The organism is Mogibacterium kristiansenii, from assembly GCF_009695905.1.
Taxonomy (GTDB): domain Bacteria; phylum Bacillota; class Clostridia; order Peptostreptococcales; family Anaerovoracaceae; genus Mogibacterium_A; species Mogibacterium_A kristiansenii.
On sequence record NZ_VUNA01000006.1, the window covers coordinates 15354 to 35475 of the forward strand.

A 20122-nucleotide genomic window follows, 5' to 3' on the forward strand; every position below is an offset into this window, starting at 1 on the left:
AAGAAACGCTATGAAAGAATATATTCTCGCCCACGATATCGGCACCGGTTCCGATAAAGCAGTACTGGTGGATTTTTCCGGCAAGATTATCGCCGCCGCCACCGCCCCCTACCCCACTTTCTATCCGGAGCCGGCATGGGTGGAGCAGAATCCGGAGGATTATTGGAAAGCGGTATGCAGAACCGGCCGGGAAGTTGTAGAAAAAGCAGGCATCCAAAAAAGCCAAATTAAAGGCATCGTGTTCTCTACCCAGGCACAGGGAGTCATTCCCGTGTCCGAGGACGGCACCGTTCTCTATCCCAACATCACCTGGGTGGACGGACGGGCGCAGAAGCAGGCGGAGCATATCATGAACCGCGTGGGCGGCAAGAAGCTGTTCACCCTCTTCGCCGGCACCCCGATCATGGGAAAGGACTGCATCGCAAAAATCACCTGGCTCAAGGAAGAACGCCCGGAAATCTACGCCAAAACCCACCTGATTTTGGACGTAAACGGCTACCTTAAATACAAATGCACCGGCCGCATGGTCACGGAACTGTCCGGAGCTTCCTCCTACGGACTGGATCTAAAGAAAAAGGATTGGATGTCCGTCTTCCCACTGGTGGGCATCGATATGAACCGGCTGCCGCCGCTAGTGGCCAGCACGGATATCGTGGGCGGCCTCACCCGGGAAGCCGCTGCGGAAACGGGACTCATGGAAGGAACGCCGGTGTTCGGCGGATGCGACGACGTCCAGGCGGCGACGGTGGGCTCCGGCATGTGCGGTGACGGCGACATTCACATCTATCTAGGCACCTCTGCCTGGGTGGCAGCCTGCAGCCGAACAGCGGACAAATTCAAGCACGGTGCCGCCGCCATCCAAAGCGCCGACAAGGAGATGAACCTGATTGCGGGAATCACGGAATCCGCCGGCGCCAACATCGAGTGGCTGAAGAACCAGTTTTTCCGAAAGGAGATGGAAGAACTGGGTGACGGAATCTATGACTACATGGACTCCGTGGTGGCCGACATCCCGCCGGGCAGCGACCACCTGATCTGCACCCCGTGGATGCTGGGAGAAAGATGTCCCGTCTCCTCCACCACCACCCGGGCTACTCTTTTCAACATGACCATGATTCACACCCGGGAGCACATCATGCGAGCCATGTACGAAGGCATCGGATACAACCTGCGGTGGATTCTGGAGAACTACCGGCAGGATTACGGTTTCCGGTGCGACAATTTCCGCATCATCGGCGGCGGTTCTCTGGACAAAGGCTGGATGCAGATTATCGCGGATATTACGGGAAAACATTTTGCGGTGGTGAAGGATCCGCGGAATGCGGGTGCCGTGGGTGCCGCCATGATTCCGTTGATCGGTCTGGGCGTCATTCCGTCCTTTGCGGCAGCGAAGGAATTCGTGCCCATCGAACGGGAATACCACCCGAACCCGGAAAACGCCGCCATCTACAACAAGCTGTTCCAAGATTACAAGAACGTCTATCATTCGCTGGAAAAAGCCTACCGCCAAGCGAACTCCGCCCGCTTTGAAGGGACGGATCAGGAATAACGGAAAGGAGCACGAACAGAGCTTATGACACTCCACGCAGTGAAACAGAATATAATTGAATACGGAAAAAAATTTGCGGACATCGGTTTCTCTCTGGGGGATTCCCCTCGGATTCTGGTGCAGCAGAACCATCGGGTCTTCGGGACGGAACCGGATGCGGACTTTACCGATCTTCGGGTAAAAGAAATTTGCGACATCACCGGCACTTCCGACCCGGCCAAAGGCGCACTGATTGCCTCCCCTTACGAAGCCATGGTGGTGGCAAAAACAGAATATACCGCCATGTGCATCCGGGATGGTCTGAGCATTCCGGCCGTGCTGGACGATATGGCCATGATTATCGGTAGCCGAGTTTCCATCGTTCCGGAGGATCGCCTCAGCCTGGCCAAAGCCCTGAGAAAATCCCCGTCCGTTCTCACCACGGAAGGCAATCTGATGGTCTGCGGGCGAAACCTGTACGAGGTGTTCACCGGACTCCTGATTCTGGAGAAGAACGCCGGTATCTTTGTGGATGCGGATTTCCTCGGCGGTGCTCATCCGGTGTGCCCGCTGATGGGAAAACTGGAGCATAAAATCTATCTGAAAAAGTATTCTCGGAAAGAGATGGAACGGCAGGACCGGCTGGAACAGCAGGCTCCTGCGGAAATACCGGAAGATATTCTGCAAGACGCGGCATCGGATTACGCGGAGATGGATTTGCCGAAAAAAGACCGGTCACCGGAAGAACAGAAGTGCCGGGAGCAGGTGGTGGAATACGGTATCCGATTGTTGGATTCCGGACTGGTCCAGGGCACCTGGGGAAACCTTTCCCTTCGGCTGGACGATGAATGGATGCTGTGCACCCCATCCGGGATGGACTACCGGGGACTGACTCCGGAGGATATCGTAAAGGTGAACCTGGAAACCTTGGCCTATGAGGGTGCGCTCAAGCCCACTTCGGAAAAGGACTTCCACGCCGGAATCTACCGGAATCGGCCGGATGTAAATGCCGTCATCCACACCCATGCGCGGTACGCCTGCGTCTATGCCGCCTGCGGACTTTCTTTTACCACCAGCAGCGGCGATGCCATCGAATGCGCCGCCTACGGGCCTTCCGGCACCGGTCTGCTTTCCCGAAATGTGCAGAATGCCATCGGGGAGAACCGCGGCTGCCTGATGAAGAACCACGGCATGGTGGCGGTGGGTTCAGACCTGGACGATGCCTTCCACACGGCCATGAGCATCGAAAATGCCGCCAAAGCACGCATCGAACAATTCTGGGCAGAATAACAAAATCTGGGCAGTATAATAAAAATCTGCACCGGTCAGCAATAGCTTGCTGTCCGGTGCAGGTTTTTGGATCTTCACTTTTTATATACGGTTGGATCACCCACATCGTAATCTTTATATTCATCCGGTAAAACTTGCTCAACAATCAAGTTTTCATCCTTGAAGTAACAATTTAGTGTTAGTGTATTACCTTCCTCATCAAAAGGAATTTGCACTGTATATGAATCACCGGATTTCTTATACGTTCCATCTGCAGTTCCATTTACCCTTTCGGCGATTCGGCACGGCTTTGGATTCGGTGATTTTCATAGCCACCTGTTTCGTGTTTCCGCTGGAGATGCCGGCCCCCGTGTTGGGGTGCTTCACCGAATAGATCTGATCGAAGGAGAATAGGCTGATCAGCATGATGGCCGCCAGCAGAAGAGCCTTTCGGTTCACCTTTTTCAGGAGGTTGTCCAGCAGCGGCGCAATGAGATAGACTATGGCCAGTCCCCCAAGGCCGAATACCAAAAGTCCTTCCGCGCAAATTCTTCCGTCTATATTCATGAAATATCCGCTGTAGTCCCACCATTTCTGGCCGTATTTCGTCTCCAGGATCCAGGCCGTGCCGTATTCCACGATGCCGCAGACCACCACCGTCAGGGTGAACTGCACCACCGGCTTCTCCCGAAAACGCTTCAGCAGAATCAACACCAGAAGGCTTCCCACACCGTAGATTGGAAGCCATGGTCCGTGCAGCACGCCGCGGTTGACGAAGACCCCGTCTTCCACCAAATGCAGGCTCACTTCCCAGCACCAGCCCACAAAGGACATCATGAAGAAGATCATAATTAAGCTCAGCAAGGAATAGCTCCGAGTCGGCAGCATGGTGAACCGAGGCGTAAATTGGAAATTGCCGAAGAACGGTCCCAGTCTGCCGGGATACACCACGCCGTCCAGAATCGCCTGACCGTATCCCAGCTGGTACTGCATCGCCTTATTCCGTTCGTATTCCTCCAGCTTTCGGGATGGAAGGAGTTCAACGCCGAACCACTTCGCAATGAATCCGCTCATCCCCGTGGGCTCCGGAACGGCGTTCTTCTCATTTTCTTCAATCCGGCTCACCAAATACGGATACTTCTCTCGCAGTATCTCCTTCGGCGCCGGACAGTAGAGATATTCGTCCATCAGGTTTTCGGTACCGGAGATGCAAGCTTCCTTGGAAACCTCCCGGATTCTTGCGTAATACTCTCCGTAGAACGCCGCTTTATACGGGTTAGAAAAGAAGATGCCGGACAATCCGATGGTGAAAATGTCCAGAACATCCCAGCCCAAGAAGCTCATGTCCGCCTTGAACAGCTCCCACTTGTGACCCTGCATCATTTTTCGCGAGAGGGTGATGACCTCATTGGCTTTTATGGTGGGATTTTCCGCCAGAATATACGGCACCAGCGCATAGGAATACCGCTTAATCACTCCGCCCACGACGGTCAATGTCCACAGGAAACGGTACAGTGACTGTACGAACATGGTCCAGGCGATTTTCGGCCAGGACCGCGTCTCCAACGGATAGAACAATCGCTGAATCGTGACCTTTTCATATACCCGGCCCTCCAGTACCATACGCCGCATCACCACGCGGTAGGTTTCTTTGATGAACAGCCAAATAAACAGGTACACCGCCACGCTCCCCAGAATCATCAGAGAAATAGAGACGGTTCGGGAACCGGAAAGACTAAGCAGTGCCTCTGCTACGGCGAATCGAAAACCGCCGGCGGAATAGGAATTGGCAATACCGGAAAAAACACCGTTGGACCGGCCCAGGTACCGGCTGTGATCGTTCTTTACGAGATCTTCTTTCTGTTCCCGGATTTCCTTCCGGACCTGATCCCCTTCTCCGTTGGCAATCCGGTCCACCGTTTCTTTGAAATCCGAATTCTCCACAATTGTTTCGTACAGCTGTCCGATGGAAGTGTATTCAATATTGTCCATATGGTAGCGGATGGTGGACATGCCATATTCCACCCCGCAAAAGCTGGCGAAGAGACAGATGACCAGCACCATAAGATAGTGCTTTTTCAGATTTTCCTTCGCCCGTCGTTTTAATTCTTTACGCATAGAACTCCCTATCTATCTTCCATCTTCAAACCGTACGTTCAGCACCATCACTTCGCTGTTGCTCAGAAGCCGAAGCGGCGGTCCGTAGACTCCCACGCCGGAGGTCACCGCTCCGGTGGCCGTGCCCAGCTTCTCCACGCCCCAGTAATTCTCCCACACAAAGGACCGCATGATGGTCAGCGGGAAGAACTGCCCCGCATGGGTATGACCTGCCATCAGCAAATCCACCCCCGTATCCTTGTAATCCTTCAAGTGCTCCGGTTCGTGATTCAGCACCAGCACGGGCTTGTTTTTGTCCACTGTCTGCATCAAGTTCTGAAGGGACTCCCGCCGGTTGTTCCGATATCCGGTCTTCTCCCCGTCCAGCCGACCCACCAGATCTATTTTTCCATCCACCGAAATCACCTGATCCTGAAGCATGGTGATTCCCGCCTTCGCCATCATCCGGTCGATGCGCGGATCCCGCGTGGGATTGGCGTCGGTTTGAGTGGTAAAACCACCCACCAGCTTCTCCGACACATCGTGATTTCCGTACACACCGTACGTTCCGTAGCGGCTTCGGATTCCTTTCAGAACCTTCGCCACCTCCTCCGGCTTGTGAATGGCTTCATATTCGTTATCGTAAATATCCCCGGCCACCAGCACCAGGTCCGGGTTCTGTTCGTTGATTTTTTTTACCATCCGCTTCATATCCCGAACGCCGATGGAATACCCCAGGTGCCAGTCCGACGCCAGCACGATTTTCATCTCCTTCATGCCATCCACCGACTTGTGAATGGTCACGTTCTGCGTGTTCACCGTCACGTGTCTGGCGTGAATGCCGCCGCAAACGGTCAGCCCCGCCGACAGCAGAAGTATGATGCCGAAGGTTGCCGTGTGCCACGTAAAAGCAGGTTTCTTCCACACACGCTTCCGAAGAATCAGCGCGATATCCAGTAGGGCAAAGAAGAACACCAGGTAAATCCAGAAGCCCAGGAAGTAGTTGGAAAATTCAATTATATGGCGCCGAAATCCGTCGGCCGGCAGAAAACGCCCCACCAAAATCATCAGGCAGCACACTCCCACCAGCGTGCACATCCCCACCAAGTATCGCCTCTTCTTTCCGGTGATGAATTCCAGCCCTTTGTGAAAATGCGCCATCGTATATATCAGCAGTATTACGTACACCGCCAGCATGAACCATTTGAACATAAATCTCTGTCGTTACCCTTCCTCGTTTTCTGTATTCTACTTAATATGTTGCTCTTCCGAGCAAACCACATCCACCACCTGCAGCACATCCCCCCGAACCTGAAACCGCACGTCGTAGGAAGCGAACTTCATTCCGTACACGTATCCCGGCTTCTTCTCGTACGCCGCACGGGGATCCTGTTCCAGCACCCCGATTAGAGGCTGCCGCTTCTCTTCGCTCACCTTCCGAAGAAGCTCTTCCGGAAATACCACTTCCAGGAATTTCATCTCCGGCCGGGCGAATCCGGACCCCGCTTTCGGATGCGCATCGGAGTATGCCGCGTACGGCTTGATGTCGTAGATGGGCGTGCCGTCCAGCAAGTCTGCGCCGCCTACAATCAGCAGCGGATTCTCCGGGTTTACCGTGTCCACCCGAAGGAGTTTTACCGCGGACATGCCAAGACCGTTGGGCCGGAAGGGAGAGCGAGTGGCAAACACCCCTTTCTTCTCCTTTCCGCCCAGCCTTGGCGGCCGCACCAGCTTCGACCATTTCGGTTCCGGCTCTCCTTCCCGGGAATAATCCCAGTTCTCCGAAAACCCGAAAATCAGCCAAAGGTATTCAAAATCTTCCATTCCCCGAACTACATCCGGCGTCCGGAATTCCGGCTCGAACTCCACGGTGCCCGTCAAACCCGGCACCAATCCCGGCTGCCGGGGAATTCCGAATTTCTCTTTGAAATCCGTACGAATGTACGCCACCGGCTGAATGGAAAGCCGGTCTCTCTCGCTACCGGAACAGCACATGGAGCACCTTTTCGTACATCTTCTTGTACGGCTGATACCGCATCGGCAGATCCGGCCGTGTTTTCTTATCCACAATTCCCTTGTAGTGGGAGAAGGTATCGAATCCCCACTTGCCGTGGTAGTTTCCGATTCCGCTGTCGCCCACGCCGCCGAAGCCCAACTTGTTGGACGCGATGTGGATGATGGTGTCGTTCACGCAGCCGCCTCCGAATCGGCATCGGGACAGGAAGTACTCCGCCACTTTCTTTTTGCCGGTAAAAACATACAGCGCCAGTGGATGAGGCAGCCGATTCAGCGTCTGTACCGCTTCCTCCGTGCTGCGGTAGGTGAGAATCGGAAGAATCGGTCCGAAAATCTCTTCTCCCATCACCGGATCGGTCCATTCCACCGAATCCATGATGGTAGGTTCTATCTGCAGGGTTTCCGGATCGGAACCACCGCCCAGAATTACTTTCTCCGGATCCATCAGTCCGTTCAAACGCCGGAAATGCTTCTCGTTGACGATCTTTCCGTAGTCCGGATTCAGCAGTGCATTCGGCGAATACTGCCGGATGGTCTCCGCCTTTAGAGCTTCCGCCAATTCTTCTCGAACATCCTCGTGGCAATAGATGTAATCCGGTGCGATGCAGGTCTGACCGCAGTTCAGGAATTTGCCGAATACGATTCGGCGCGCCGCCAGCTTAATGTTGGCCGTCTTGTCGACGATGCATGGACTCTTCCCGCCCAGCTCCAAGGCAAATGGGGTCAGGTGCTCTGCCGACTTCTGCATCACCAGCTGTCCCACACTCTTGCTTCCGGTAAAAAAGATAAAATCAAATTTCTCATCCAAAAGATACTGATTCTCCTTCCGTCCGCCGGTCACCACCGCAACGTATTCTTCCGGAAAGCAAACTTTAATGATATTCCGGATCACGGATCCGGTCTCCGGAGAGTAGGCGCTCGGCTTCACCATCGCCGTATTGCCCGCTGCAATCGCATCAATCAGCGGTTCCATGGTAAGGAGGAACGGATAGTTCCACGGGCTCATAATCAGCACCGTTCCCAGCGGAGACGGCTTCACAAAGCTGCGAGAACGAAACTGTGCCAGCGGCGTCCGCACGTTCTTCTCCTTGGCAAAGTGCCGCACATTCCGAATCATGTAGGAAATCTCGTCGTACACCATGCCGATTTCACACATAAAGCTCTCGTAGGAGCCCTTTCCCAAATCTGCCTTTAACGCCCGGCAGATGGCATCCTCGTACCGACGAATCCCCGCCCGAAGAGTTTTCAGCGCGGAAATTCGATGTCCCACGTCCAGCGTGGTGCCGGTAAGAAAATATTGATTCTGCAGATCTCGAATTCGAATTATTTCTGAGCGATCCATAGCTTCCCTCTTTCCCTGCATCTCGGAACGATTTTCTCTTCCGGTTGCAAAATGCCTACCAAAGTGGTATCTTATAAAAATAATATATAAATCATTGTACCATGAATCTGTGATATAATGAACGAAAAGTAACAAACGGAGGAATTCAATGTCTGAAAAAGTTCTCGTGGCCATGAGCGGCGGTGTGGACAGCAGTGTTGCGGCTTACCTGATTCGGGAAGCCGGATACGAAGCCACCGGCGTCACCATGCGCCTTTATGATAATGAAACCATCGGTATCAGCAGCGCCAAGACCTGCTGCAGCCTGGACAGCATTAACGATGCGGTCAGCGTGGCCAATCGGTTAGGCATCTATTTTCTGGTGTACGATTTCCGAGAGGAGTTCAAGAAGGAAGTCATCCAGCGCTTCATCGACTCCTACGAACAGGGAATTACCCCGAATCCCTGCGTGGAATGCAACCGTTACCTCAAATTCGACCACCTGTACACCGCCGGAAAAGAAATCGATCAGGACTACATCGCTACCGGTCACTATGCCATCATCGAACAGGACCGGGGAACCGGGCGATATCTCCTGAAGAAATCCGCCGACCTGAGCAAGGATCAGAGCTACGTGCTCTATTCCCTGACCCAGGATCAGCTCTCCCGCACCCTGTTTCCGCTGGGAGGCCTCCACAAGACGGAAACCCGCCGAATCGCCGAAGAGCAGGGCTTCATCAACGCCGAAAAACGGGACAGCCAGGACATCTGCTTTATCCCGGATGGGGATTACGCCGGCTTTATCGAGAAGTACACCGGCCGAACCTACCCTTCCGGTTATTTCACCGACCGGGAAGGAAATATTCTGGGCGAGCACCGGGGCATCATCCACTACACCATCGGACAGCGAAAGGGCTTAGGTCTCGCCCTGAAGAAACCGATGTATGTGCAGGAGCTGGATATGGAGCGCAACCGGGTCATCCTGGGAGACAACGCGGATCTCTTTACTCGGGAATTCGACGCCAAGGACTTCAACTGGATTGCCACGGATACCCCGGCCTCTGACATTCGGGCCAAAGCCCGAATTCGCTACAAGCACAAAGAGGCGGATGCCACCATCGTCCCAACGGGACCGGATACCGTCCATGTAATTTTCGACGAACCCCAGCGAGCCATCACCCGGGGCCAGTCGGTCGTTCTATACGACGGCGACTACGTCATCGGCGGCGGAACCATCTGCTAGAACCGATTCTGTTTTTACAGAAAATCAAAAACAGGAGCGACTTTGCCGGAATCTTCCGGAAGTCACTCCTGTTTTTTGATTATCCTTTTAACACTTTTTGTGCCATCTCCATGTATTCGTCTCGGACGACGGACGGGGAAATAATCCGGATTTTTCCGGCGAAACGGAAAATCCAGGAAAAGAAGTTGGGACTGACGGATACCTCCATCGTGGCGAGGAAGTGTTTTTCATCCGTTACCCGCGTGTGTACATCCTCCCCGAAATGGTCGATGACGTACTTCATCACCTCGTTCTCGCATTCCAGGGTCACAATCTGAAGCTCTCCCCGGTACATCTCGAACACCTTCTGGCAATAATCCTCCGGATCCCAGCCCATAGGCTTCTTGGCCGCCGGAAGATCGGCGATTTCCACATTGGTCATCCGATCCACCCGGAAAGAGGAAATGTTCAAGTGCTTGTCCGACCAGCCAATCACGTAATAGAAATCATCGTTCCAAAACAAGGTGTATGGGCTTAGACGATAGAGTTCTCCATTTCCCCGGAGCACCTTCTCCTTCTCCGCGTTGTACTCAAAGTAGTTAAAACGAATCATCTTCTCCCGGCTGATGGCATCGTTAATCAGCTCGATGATATAGTAGATATTCTCGTTCAGCGCCTTCACGCGGCTTCCGAAGATGAGATGCCGCTGCAGCTCGTTTCGCTGGTTCTCGCTCAAGAATCGATTCAGCTTCTCGATAAGCTGCTGGCTTTTCTTCGGTGTTATGAAGCGAGAAGAGGACACCGCATCCACCAAAAGCTTCAGTTCCGGAAGCTCGAACTCCCGCGAACCCCAGAAGTATCGATTCGGCTTGCTCTTGATTTCAATAATATCATAAGCAGAGTCCTCACCGGTCAGGAATTCCATATCCGTCTTCAAGGTCTTCCGATTGGTTCCAACCCCCTGCTCCTCCAGATAATCCAACAAATCATAGGTGGATGCGGGATGCTGTTCATCCGTATTCAGATATAGGTATCGCAACAGAACGATAATTCGTTTCCGCGTGCTGCAATTCGTTAAGTCACCCATCGGCCACACCTCCCGATTCATTAAAGGGTATTAATACGATCCAGTCTGGCAACAATCTGACGAACATTGTCCGGGGAGGTGGCCAGGTTCACGCGGATAAAGTTTTCGTACTTATTCCGGCCGAACCACTCTCCGAAATCCACTGCCAGGTTGCACACATCCCGAATCGTTCGCTCCGTATCCCGTTCCGACAGATAGGCACTTAAGTCCACCCATGCCAGATAGGTCCCCTCGAGCGGGGACACCACTGCTTCCGGAAGCTTCTGTTTCAACCCTTTCACCAGAATCTGATAGTTTCCGTATATTAACCGGATTGCCTGCTCCAGCCACTCTTTTCCGCCCCGGAATGCCGCCTCGTAAGCGACGTATCCGAAGCTGCTTCCGCTCTGCGTCTTGATTCTCCGCGTCATGGCATCATATTTTGCCCGGAGGGCGTCGTTCGGAATAATCGCCATGGCGTTCTGGCAGCTGGCCAGGTTAAACGTCTTAGATGCAGAAGTCAGCGTAATCAGAATGCTGTCATAATCTCCGGCAGTGGCAGCGGTAATCTGCCGGTGTCCCGGCATAATTAAATCGTGGTGAATCTCATCCGCAATAACGTAGACCCCATTCCGCCGGCACACATCCAGCAAATCCCGAAGCTCCTCCTCGCGCCATACTCGGCCCACCGGATTGTGCGGGGAGCAAAGGATGAACAGCTTCACGTCCTTCTTCTGCACCATTGCCTCGAAGCTCTCCAGATCCATGGTGTAGTATCCGTTTTCATCTTTCACCAGCGGAACATCCACCAGTGTGCGGGACGTGTCCCGAATAGCATTGGCGAAAGGATAATATACCGGTGACATCAGTGCGACGCTGTCTTCAATCTCCGTCAGCATCTGAATAATCCAGTAAATAGCCGGAACCACACCCGGAGAATATCGAATCCACAACGGATTGATTTCATACCCATGCCGTTCTTTCATCCATTGGATAAAAGAATCGGTGAAAGACTCCGGAATCGAATAGTACCCGTAAACGTTATAGTTCACGTATTCCGTCAATGCCTCCCGAACGCATTCCGGTGCCTCGATATCCATATCTGCCACCCACGCCGGGAGCAAATCCGTGCGACCAAATTTTTCCTCCAAATCATCCCACTTTACGCTATTTGTATTTCTTCGGTCCTTATATTTCAAAAGACTGTATCTTTCCATTCTCTCCTCCTGATTACTTTACCTTAAGCCGTTCGATTGGTTCCAATTCATCGTCATTTCGAAGATCCCGCAGGTAATTGTATAGTGTTGCCTGAGATACGGAAATCACTTTGCATACATAAGGAATCGCATCTTTCACGTCAAATACGCCCTGAATTCTCAGCCGGCGAATCAATTCCATCTTTCCTTCTTTCGTGGTCAATTCCACCGGATTCATGGCCTCAGCCGAACGACGGATGACATCCTGCGTCATCTTCTGGATGTAATCTTCTTCTCCCAGCATGTTCTCCTGTTCACCCTCATGCAGATTCACGCGAACCATATTTCCCAGATATTGAAGAATTCCATCGATGGTGGAGGTATCCTGATTCACGCAAAGCATGGCTGCCACATCTCCGTTTTCATCTCGGAACAGCATATGAGAAGCTCTCAGCTTCTTTCCTTTTCCGGTATGGCTTTCAAATCCCACCAGATGATCGTCCTCATCGGACAATTTCTCGATGGATTGGCCCACGCCTTCATCCAGAGGGCATCCTGCCTTTCGGCCGGTCACATACCCATTTGCAACATAACTGAGTTTCATTTCTTGCAAATCATGAACCGCAACTTCAGTATCGCTTCCCATTATCTTGGAAAGACCTTTTGCGATATTGGACAGCATATTAATTCGTTCTTCCTGTGTCATATCATTTACCTTTCCTCTTCACTAGCCGTTGCAATCTGTAAATAAATTATAACACATAAACAAAAACTTTGTTCGAATTATTAACGAACTTTTCATCACATAATCTTTATCTCCACAAAAAAATGACGTCCCTGTCGGAACGCCATCCTTATTCACATAATTCTGCTAATCGTCGTCTCGAGTCACTTCCACATCGTCCACATCCACGGCATTTGTCTCGTAGACCTGTTCCATCCGATTCGGATCATCCGTACCCTCCGAATAATCCACATCCTCTTCCGGGTAACTTCTGTTTCCGGAATTGCCATATGTTCGGCTTCTCTCATACTCCGGCTCGTATTCATCTTTATGATTTCGCTTGTACAGGTATTTCTGCACCGCAGAAATCAGTGCGACAATGCCCACCACAATCCAAAATACCGGTGTGAACAGAAGCCGCAGAAAAACGCCCATCGTAAAGAGGACCAGCAGCAGCAAAATGAAACAGCCAAAATTATTATTTCTGTAATACATAGTACTCCTTTACCGGATGCACCTGCCGTTATTTCTTCCGGCACTGACCGAACAGCAGAGGCATCATCTTCTTGCTGTATTCTCCCAGAGAATATTCTCCATTATTCATACACCAATCGGTTACCAGCGCACGCTCACAGATTCCGTACAGCTTCACCATTTCCGTGACGGTCAAGTCGTCCCGCAGTTCCCCGTTCTTCTGACCTTCATCGATAATGCGATTCAGAATTGAAAAGTAGAATCGATTCTTGTCCAGCAAGTTGGAGGCGTCCTCCTTCGTCAGCTGAGCCGCATACTGATTCGCAATCAATCTGTAGTCGAAGTTCTCTCCGATATAGGTATGAATTCTATAATTTAAGTACATCAATTTCTCAAAGGAATCCAAATCCGCCGGCATCTGTTCTTCCACATTTCTGTACTCTTCATCAAATATAACAGATAACGTGTTCAGTAATGTGTCTTTACTGCGAAAATAATAATAAAAAGTACCCTTAGATATTCCGGCACTCATAATGATATCGTTCAGCGTTGTTTTTTCGAATCCCTTCTGAGAAAACAAGTTCCAAGATTTGCGGATGATTCGTTCTTTGATATTTTCTTCTTTTTCCATTTCGTTCTCCATGATTTTGGCAGTGAGTCCTTTCGCACGGCCATTTTAACTATGTTCTATAACATAGTTTAATCGTTTTTATTATAACAGAATTCCAAATATTTTCAATACCAAAAGGGCCGCCGCATTCCTACAGCAGCCCTTTCGAAAAAGAGTAAATGTTATATGACGGCAACTAGATTACCGCTGCCATAATTGCTTTAATGGTGTGCATGCGATTTTCCGCTTCTTGGAAAACGATGGACTGCGGACCTTCAAAGACTTCCTCGGTCACTTCCAGCGAATCGATTCCGTATTTTTTGCAAACTTCTTTTCCCACCTGTGTATCGGTGTTGTGATATGCCGGAAGACAGTGCATGAAGACACAATCCGGTCCCGCCGCATCCATCAGATCCTGTGTCACACGATACGGATACAAATCCTTGAAACGGTAGTTCCACTTCTCCTCCGGTTCGCCCATGGACACCCATACGTCGGTGTAAATGACATCCGCATTCTTGACCGCATCCATCGGATTCGCATTCATCTCGATGATTGCCCCGGTTTCCTTGGCGATTTCCCGGCACCGATCGATCAGCGGCTGTGGCGGATAATATTCATCCGGCGCACATGCCACGAAATGAAGTCCCATCTTCGCGCAACCAATCATCAGAGAATCGCCCATGTTGTAACCGGCATCGCCCATGTACACCAGCTTGATGCCCTTCAGCTTGCCGAAATGCTCTTCGATTGTGAGAAAATCCGCCAGAATCTGCGTTGGATGATACTCGTTGGTCAAGCCGTTGATTACCGGAACTTTGGAATACTTCGCCAGGGTTTCCACGCGGCTCTGTTCGAATCCGCGGTACTCAATGGCATCGAACATTCCCGCCAGAACCCGAGCGGTGTCTGCCAAAGTTTCTTTTACACCAATCTGGGATCCGCTGGCCAGATACGTACTTCCCATTCCGAGATCGCTGGCCGCCACCTCAAAGGAACAACGGGTACGGGTACTGCTCTTCTCGAAGATCAGTGCAATGTTTTTTCCCTCATGTGTCTTATGGAGTTTTCCGCCCTTCTTCTCTGCTTTCAATTCCGCAGAGAAATCCAGCAGATACTGAATCTCCTCAGGCGTAAAATCCAGCAATGTCAGGAAATCCCTTCCTTTCAGATCAATACTCATTCCCATTCTCCCTTTTCTTCCTCTAGTATATTTCGAACTGCTTGAATCTGCGCTTCCACAGACTCCACGGAAGTCCCACCTTCCGAATTTCTTCTTTTTACGCAGTTGATTAAATCGATGGCATCGTACAGATCCTGCTCAAACATATCCGAGTACTTCCGATACTCTTCCAGCGGAAGGTTCTCCAATACCATTCCGCTCTTCACGCAGTCGGAAACGATGGTTCCGGTGATTTTGTACGCCTCACGGAACGGCATGCCCTTCTTGGTAAGGTAATCCGCCAAATCCGTCGCGTTGATAAATCCCTTCTGTGCCGCATGCATCATATTTTCTTCGTTGGCCTTCATTTCCCGAATCATCGGGGCGAATACCTGAAGGCATATTTTTGCCGTATCGATGGCATCGAACACCGGCTCTTTATCCTCCTGCATATCCTTATTGTATGCCAGCGGAATGCCCTTCAGCACGGTGAGCAGAGACATCAAATCGCCATACACTCTCCCGGTCTTCCCCCGGGCCAGCTCAGCCATATCCGGATTCTTTTTCTGCGGCATGATGGAGGAACCGGTGGTAAAGCTGTCGCTCAGCTCCACGAATTTGAATTCCCAGCTGGACCAGAGAACTACTTCTTCGGCCAGGCGAGAGAAGTGCATCATCAGAATGGATAATGCACTGAGCAGTTCCACGCTGTAATCCCGGTCGGAAACCCCATCCAAGCTGTTCAAACAGATGGAATCGAATCCAAGACCTTTTGCTTCCATCCGGCGATCTGTCAGGTAAGTGGTACCTGCAAGAGCGCAGCATCCAATCGGGGATACGTTGGTCCGCTTATACACATCCTTCAGACGGTCCAAATCCCGCAGGTACATCATGGCATACGCCATCAGATGATGCCCGAAGGTAATCGGCTGGGCCCGCTGCAGGTGCGTATATCCCGGCATCACGGTCTTCTTGTATTCCTCCGCCTTGTCGGTCAGCGCTTCCACCATTTCCAGCACCAGCTGCTGCAGATCTTCAATCTCTTCCTTTACATACATCCGAAGGTCCAGGGCCACCTGATCGTTTCGGCTCCTTGCGGTATGGAGCATCTTTCCTTCCGCTCCGATGCGTTCGGTCAGCGCCCCTTCTACGAACATGTGCACATCCTCGGCGGTCAGATCCACCTCCAGCTTTCCGCTCTCCAAATCCTCCAGGATTCCTTCCAGACCTTCGATAATGTGATCCTTAGCCGCAGCCGGAATGATGCCCTTTGCCGCCAACATTTCTGCATGCATTATCGATCCGGTAATGTCCTGTCTGTACAGTCTCTTATCGAAAGGAATCGACGCATTGAATTTATCGGCAATTTTGTTCAACTCTCCGGCAGTACGGCCGGCCCACATTTTCTTCATATTATATATCTCCTAAAAATCTATTACTTGTTGTTTTTCTGATCGACCATCGCCTGTACGGTAATTGGCAGTCCGAACAGGTTGATGAATCCATTGGCATCGGTCTGGTCGTAATCCGACTCACCGAACGTTGCGATTTCCTCCGAATAGAGGGAATAATCACTCCAAAGTCCGGCCTTGATGATGTTGCCCTTGTACAGTTTCATGCGAACCTTACCGGTTACATTCTCCTGCGTCTTGTCCACAAAAGCAGACAGCGCCTCTCTCAGCGGAGTGTACCACTGACCGTTGTATACCACTTCGGCAAAGGTAATGGCCAATTTCTGTTTCTCGTGCAGAGTCATCTTGTCCAGCGTAGCGGATTCCAGATACTCGTGCGCTTTGTACAGAATGGTGCCTCCCGGTGTCTCATAGACGCCGCGGCACTTCATGCCCACCAGACGGTTCTCGATAATGTCCAACAGACCGATACCATTCTTTCCGCCCAGCTCGTTCAGGGCTAAAATAATTTCCTTCGCGGTCATCTTCTCACCGTTCAATGCCACCGGTGTTCCCTGCTCAAAATCCAGTTCGATATAGGTTGGTTCGTCCGGTGCGTCGATTGGGGATACGCCCATTTCCAGAAATCCCTTCTCTTCGTATTTCGGCTCGTTCTCCACCTCTTCCAGATCCAGGCCTTCATGGCTCAGATGCCAGAGGTTCTTATCCTTAGAGTAGTTGGTCTCACGGTTAATCTTCAGCGGAACATTGTGTGCTTCCGCATAATCGATTTCCTCTTCACGGGACTTGATATCCCACTCACGCCACGGAGCGATGATCGGCATCTCCGGTGCGAAGTGCTTGATGGTCAGCTCGAAACGAACCTGATCGTTTCCCTTTCCGGTGCATCCGTGACAGATGGCATCGGCATTTTCCTTCTTCGCTACCTCTACCAGTCCCTTCGCGATGCACGGTCTTGCGGTACTGGTTCCCAGCAGGTACTCTTCATAAATTGCACCGGCCTTCATGGTCGGGATGATGAAATCATCCACATATTCATCCGTCAGATCCAGAACGTACAGCTTGGATGCGCCGGTCTTAATGGCCTTCTCTTCCAGACCATCCAGCTCATCATCCTGTCCTACGTTGCCGGATACGGCAATGACTTCGCAGTTATTGTAGTTTTCCTTCAGCCACGGAATGATGATGGAGGTATCCAGACCTCCGGAATATGCAAGTACTACTTTTTTAATCTCTTCCTTTTTCATAACAAATACTCCTTTTCTTTTTCGTTGATGTATTCTATTATACATAATTATTCATACTTGTCAATAAAAATTCATGAAAATATGGGTTGTATCAAAGTTTATGCACAAGTTATGCACAAAGTTCACTTCCAAGTAATTCTTCTAATTTCATCACAATTCCTTTCCAAGCACTGCCTTTGCGTGCTCTCCCCCGTAAGGTGGATAGCTCAAAAAAAACAACAGAAAGGCGAGTCCTGCGACTCGCCTTTCTGTTGTTTAGAGGTAATCGGATTCATCTGGAGACTGCATCCCCATTCTTATTCCGCTCTTTCCCTATTACTTAAAATCGTATCCGGCCTGGAAAGCCTTCTTGTTCAGTTCAACGAACTTCGGCTTCACATTCTTCTCAATGTGCTTCATCCAGTCTACATCGTCCAGTGTACCGATGGCCTTAACCAGTGCACCCAGCAGAACGACGTTCATTGCCTTCGGGTTGCCCAGCTCAGTAGCCATATCTCCGGCTTTCAGGGATACAACCTTAACCTTTGCTGCCAGGTCTTCGATAATTCCTTCCGGATACTCTGCCTGACCCTGGTTAACCGGTGCCGGGTTAATTACGAAATCGTTTACTACGATGGATCCGCCCTTCTTCAGGTATGGCAGCCATCTCAGAGCTTCCATGGTTTCGAATGCAACGATAACGTCTGCAGAACCCTTTCCAACGATTGGAGAAAGAACCTTATCTCCATAACGTACCTGAGTACTTACACTTCCGCCACGCTGAGACATTCCGTGAATCTCACTCATCTTAACGTCATAACCAGCTTCCATAAGGCCGCTCGTGAGGATCTTGCTGGCGAGGATGGTTCCCTGTCCGCCGACACCTACGAGGAGTATATTCTTTACTTCGCTCATTATCTTGTCACCTCCGAAATTGCATTGAATGGGCATACCTGCTTGCAGATTGTGCAGCCGTTGCAGCTGGTCTTATCGATTTCTACCTTATCCTTGGTAGACATCAGAGCCGGGCATCCGGTCTTTACGCACATCTTGCAGTTCTTGCACTTATCCTGATCGATTTCACACTGATGTTTGTTCATGGTTGGGAATTCATCCAGATCCTGCTGGCTGAACTTCTTCAGAACGCACGGCCATCTTGTGATGATTACGCTTGGTTCGTCGGTAGCGATGCAAGCATCCAATGCCTTATCAACCTCTTCCAGAATGTTCGGGTTAACAGTGTGGATATTCTCTTCCTTCATGCCGATAGCCTTCAGCAGAGCCGGAATATCTACTTCCGGTGCTTCCTTGCCCATCAGAGTGAATCCGGAACCCGGGTTCTGCTGATGTCCGGTCATACCGGTGATTCTATTGTCCAGAATTACGCTGATGCTGTGACCCTGGTTGTAGATGGAATCCATGATACTGGTGATACCACTGTGGAAGAATGTGGAGTCACCCAGTACACCAACTGCCTTTGTCTCTGCACCAACCATCTTATATGCCTGGGATGCACCGTGAGCCATAGACAGGCTGGCACCCATGCAGATTGCGGTATCCAGTGCGTTCAGAGGAGCGTTGGCACCCAGTGTGTAGCATCCGATATCTCCGTTAATCATGAGGTTCTTCTTCTTCTTGATTGCCTGGAAGAATCCTCTGTGCGGACATCCTGCACACAGTGATGGAGGTCTTACTACAGACTTCAGTTCGGATTCATAGGATTCCGGAACTTCACCGGTCAGTGCTTCTCTTACGATATCTGTGTTGAGTTCGTCGAAGGTCGGAATAACCGGCTTTCCAACGCACTCAATTCCGTGAATCTGGAGGAATTCCTGCAGATACGGATCCATTTCTTCAATAACATATACCTTCTCAACCTGTGCGCAGAAGTCTTCAATCAGCTTAGTTGGCAGCGGGAAGGTCATACCCAGCTTCAGGTAAGATGCGTTCTCACCGAAGGTTTCCTTCGCATACTGATAGGAAATTCCGGATGTTACCACACCGATCTTCTTGTCATGCCATTCCGGCTGGTTGATTTCGCAAGTATTTGCATACTCTTCCATCATCTGCAGCTTTGTTTCCAGATTGACTCTCATCTTCTTTGCGTTTGCCGGTGCAGATACATACTTTGTAATCTTCTTCTCATAAGGGATGTAGTCTGCCTCAACACGCTCACCCAGCTCAACGATTCCCTTGGAGTGACATACACGAGTTGTCACGTGGAACAGAACCGGTGCATCGAACTTCTCGGACAGTGCGAACGCCATCTTCATGTAGTCCTTACATTCCTGGCTGGAAGACGGTTCCAGCATCAGCAGTCTTGCTGCCTTTGCATAGTTTCTGTTATCCTGCTCGTTCTGGGAACTGTGCTGTCCCGGATCGTCTGCAGAAATGATTACCAGACCACCGGTAACACCTGTGTATGCTACGGTGAATACTGGGTCAGCTGCTACGTTCAGACCAACGTGCTTCATTGCACAGAAGGAACGAACACCGGCGATGGAAGCACCAATTGCTGCTTCTGCCGCAACCTTCTCGTTCGGAGCCCATTCCGAGTACACGTTTTCCTTGTACTGCGGCATGTTCTCGAGAATCTCTGTACTTGGAGTTCCTGGATAAGCAGATGCGAATACGCAGCCACCTTCATAAGCTCCGCGGGCAATTGCCTCGTTACCCGACATAATTACTTTCTCGGCCATCTAATTACCTCCTAAATCAATTCAAATAAATTTCAAATTGAAATTTCTTTACAACTCGATAATATCACCGCACTTGGCCGGGGTCAACTTTTTTTTGCGA

The 20122-nt window shown here is 50.9% G+C and carries 17 protein-coding genes; 3 read left to right on the forward strand and 14 right to left on the reverse strand.

What is annotated here, in order from left to right; translation table 11 throughout:
- Positions 1-10: 10 nt before the first annotated feature.
- Together FYJ65_RS04050 and FYJ65_RS09780 are read left to right on the forward strand one after the other, a co-directional pair.
- On the forward strand, positions 11-1549 hold the full coding sequence (locus FYJ65_RS04050) for a xylulokinase (protein ID WP_154554079.1): 1539 nt from the start codon (positions 11-13) through the stop codon (positions 1547-1549).
- A gap of 39 nt (positions 1550-1588) precedes the next feature.
- On the forward strand, positions 1589-2818 hold the full coding sequence (locus FYJ65_RS09780; RefSeq protein WP_206157305.1) for a class II aldolase/adducin family protein: 1230 nt from the start codon (positions 1589-1591) through the stop codon (positions 2816-2818).
- Between the two features lie 237 nt (positions 2819-3055).
- Here FYJ65_RS09780 and FYJ65_RS04060 read toward each other — a convergent pair whose 3' ends face one another.
- From FYJ65_RS04060 to FYJ65_RS04075, 4 genes are read right to left on the reverse strand one after another with little or no spacing between them, the layout of a single operon-like run.
- The gene (locus FYJ65_RS04060) at positions 3056-4915 is read right to left on the reverse strand and encodes a DUF975 family protein (RefSeq protein WP_154554081.1); all 1860 of its coding nucleotides are present in this window, start codon (positions 4913-4915) and stop codon (positions 3056-3058) included.
- A 12-nt stretch (positions 4916-4927) separates the two neighbouring features.
- A complete protein-coding gene (locus FYJ65_RS04065) occupies positions 4928-6106 on the reverse strand; it encodes a metallophosphoesterase (RefSeq protein ID WP_154554082.1) in 1179 nt (392 codons plus the stop codon).
- 36 nt (positions 6107-6142) lie between these two features.
- Positions 6143-6889 (reverse strand): tRNA (N6-threonylcarbamoyladenosine(37)-N6)-methyltransferase TrmO, encoded by a 747-nt coding sequence (gene tsaA, locus FYJ65_RS04070; RefSeq protein ID WP_154554083.1) that lies wholly within the window; start codon positions 6887-6889, stop codon positions 6143-6145.
- Positions 6873-8252, reverse strand: a complete 1380-nt coding sequence (locus FYJ65_RS04075) for an aldehyde dehydrogenase (RefSeq protein ID WP_154554084.1) — start codon at positions 8250-8252, stop codon at positions 6873-6875. Before FYJ65_RS04075 ends, tsaA begins: the two co-directional genes overlap by 17 nt.
- A gap of 148 nt (positions 8253-8400) precedes the next feature.
- On the opposite strand from FYJ65_RS04075, the gene mnmA reads away from it, so the two are divergent.
- The gene (mnmA, locus tag FYJ65_RS04080; protein ID WP_154554085.1) at positions 8401-9474 is read left to right on the forward strand and encodes a tRNA 2-thiouridine(34) synthase MnmA; all 1074 of its coding nucleotides are present in this window, start codon (positions 8401-8403) and stop codon (positions 9472-9474) included.
- Between the two features lie 79 nt (positions 9475-9553).
- On the opposite strand, the gene FYJ65_RS04085 is transcribed toward mnmA, so the two are convergent.
- The 10 genes from FYJ65_RS04085 to iorA form a co-directional block, all read right to left on the reverse strand.
- Entirely contained in the window at positions 9554-10540 is a 987-nt protein-coding gene (locus FYJ65_RS04085) for a helix-turn-helix transcriptional regulator (RefSeq protein ID WP_154554086.1), read from the reverse strand.
- Positions 10541-10560: 20 nt separating this feature from the next.
- Entirely contained in the window at positions 10561-11736 is a 1176-nt protein-coding gene (locus FYJ65_RS04090; RefSeq protein ID WP_154554087.1) for a MalY/PatB family protein, read from the reverse strand.
- A 13-nt stretch (positions 11737-11749) separates the two neighbouring features.
- Positions 11750-12421, reverse strand: a complete 672-nt coding sequence (locus FYJ65_RS04095; protein ID WP_154554088.1) for a helix-turn-helix transcriptional regulator — start codon at positions 12419-12421, stop codon at positions 11750-11752.
- 165 nt (positions 12422-12586) lie between these two features.
- Positions 12587-12934: a hypothetical protein gene (locus FYJ65_RS04100; RefSeq protein WP_154554089.1), complete on the reverse strand. Its 348-nt coding sequence runs from the start codon at positions 12932-12934 to the stop codon at positions 12587-12589.
- A 28-nt stretch (positions 12935-12962) separates the two neighbouring features.
- Positions 12963-13544 carry a TetR/AcrR family transcriptional regulator gene (locus tag FYJ65_RS04105; protein WP_235898195.1) on the reverse strand — a complete coding sequence of 194 codons (582 nt, stop codon included), beginning with the start codon at positions 13542-13544 and terminating at the stop codon, positions 12963-12965.
- 175 nt (positions 13545-13719) lie between these two features.
- Positions 13720-14706 carry an ornithine carbamoyltransferase gene (gene argF, locus FYJ65_RS04110; RefSeq protein WP_154554091.1) on the reverse strand — a complete coding sequence of 329 codons (987 nt, stop codon included), beginning with the start codon at positions 14704-14706 and terminating at the stop codon, positions 13720-13722.
- On the reverse strand, positions 14703-16097 hold the full coding sequence (gene argH, locus FYJ65_RS04115; RefSeq protein WP_154554092.1) for an argininosuccinate lyase: 1395 nt from the start codon (positions 16095-16097) through the stop codon (positions 14703-14705). The genes argF and argH overlap by 4 nt, the downstream gene beginning before the upstream one ends.
- Before the next feature lie 23 nt (positions 16098-16120).
- The gene (locus tag FYJ65_RS04120; RefSeq protein ID WP_154554093.1) at positions 16121-17344 is read right to left on the reverse strand and encodes an argininosuccinate synthase; all 1224 of its coding nucleotides are present in this window, start codon (positions 17342-17344) and stop codon (positions 16121-16123) included.
- A 315-nt stretch (positions 17345-17659) separates the two neighbouring features.
- Positions 17660-18238 carry an indolepyruvate oxidoreductase subunit beta gene (locus FYJ65_RS04125; RefSeq protein WP_154554094.1) on the reverse strand — a complete coding sequence of 193 codons (579 nt, stop codon included), beginning with the start codon at positions 18236-18238 and terminating at the stop codon, positions 17660-17662.
- Positions 18238-20022, reverse strand: a complete 1785-nt coding sequence (gene iorA, locus FYJ65_RS04130; protein ID WP_154554095.1) for an indolepyruvate ferredoxin oxidoreductase subunit alpha — start codon at positions 20020-20022, stop codon at positions 18238-18240. The genes FYJ65_RS04125 and iorA overlap by 1 nt, the downstream gene beginning before the upstream one ends.
- Positions 20023-20122 lie beyond the last annotated feature (100 nt).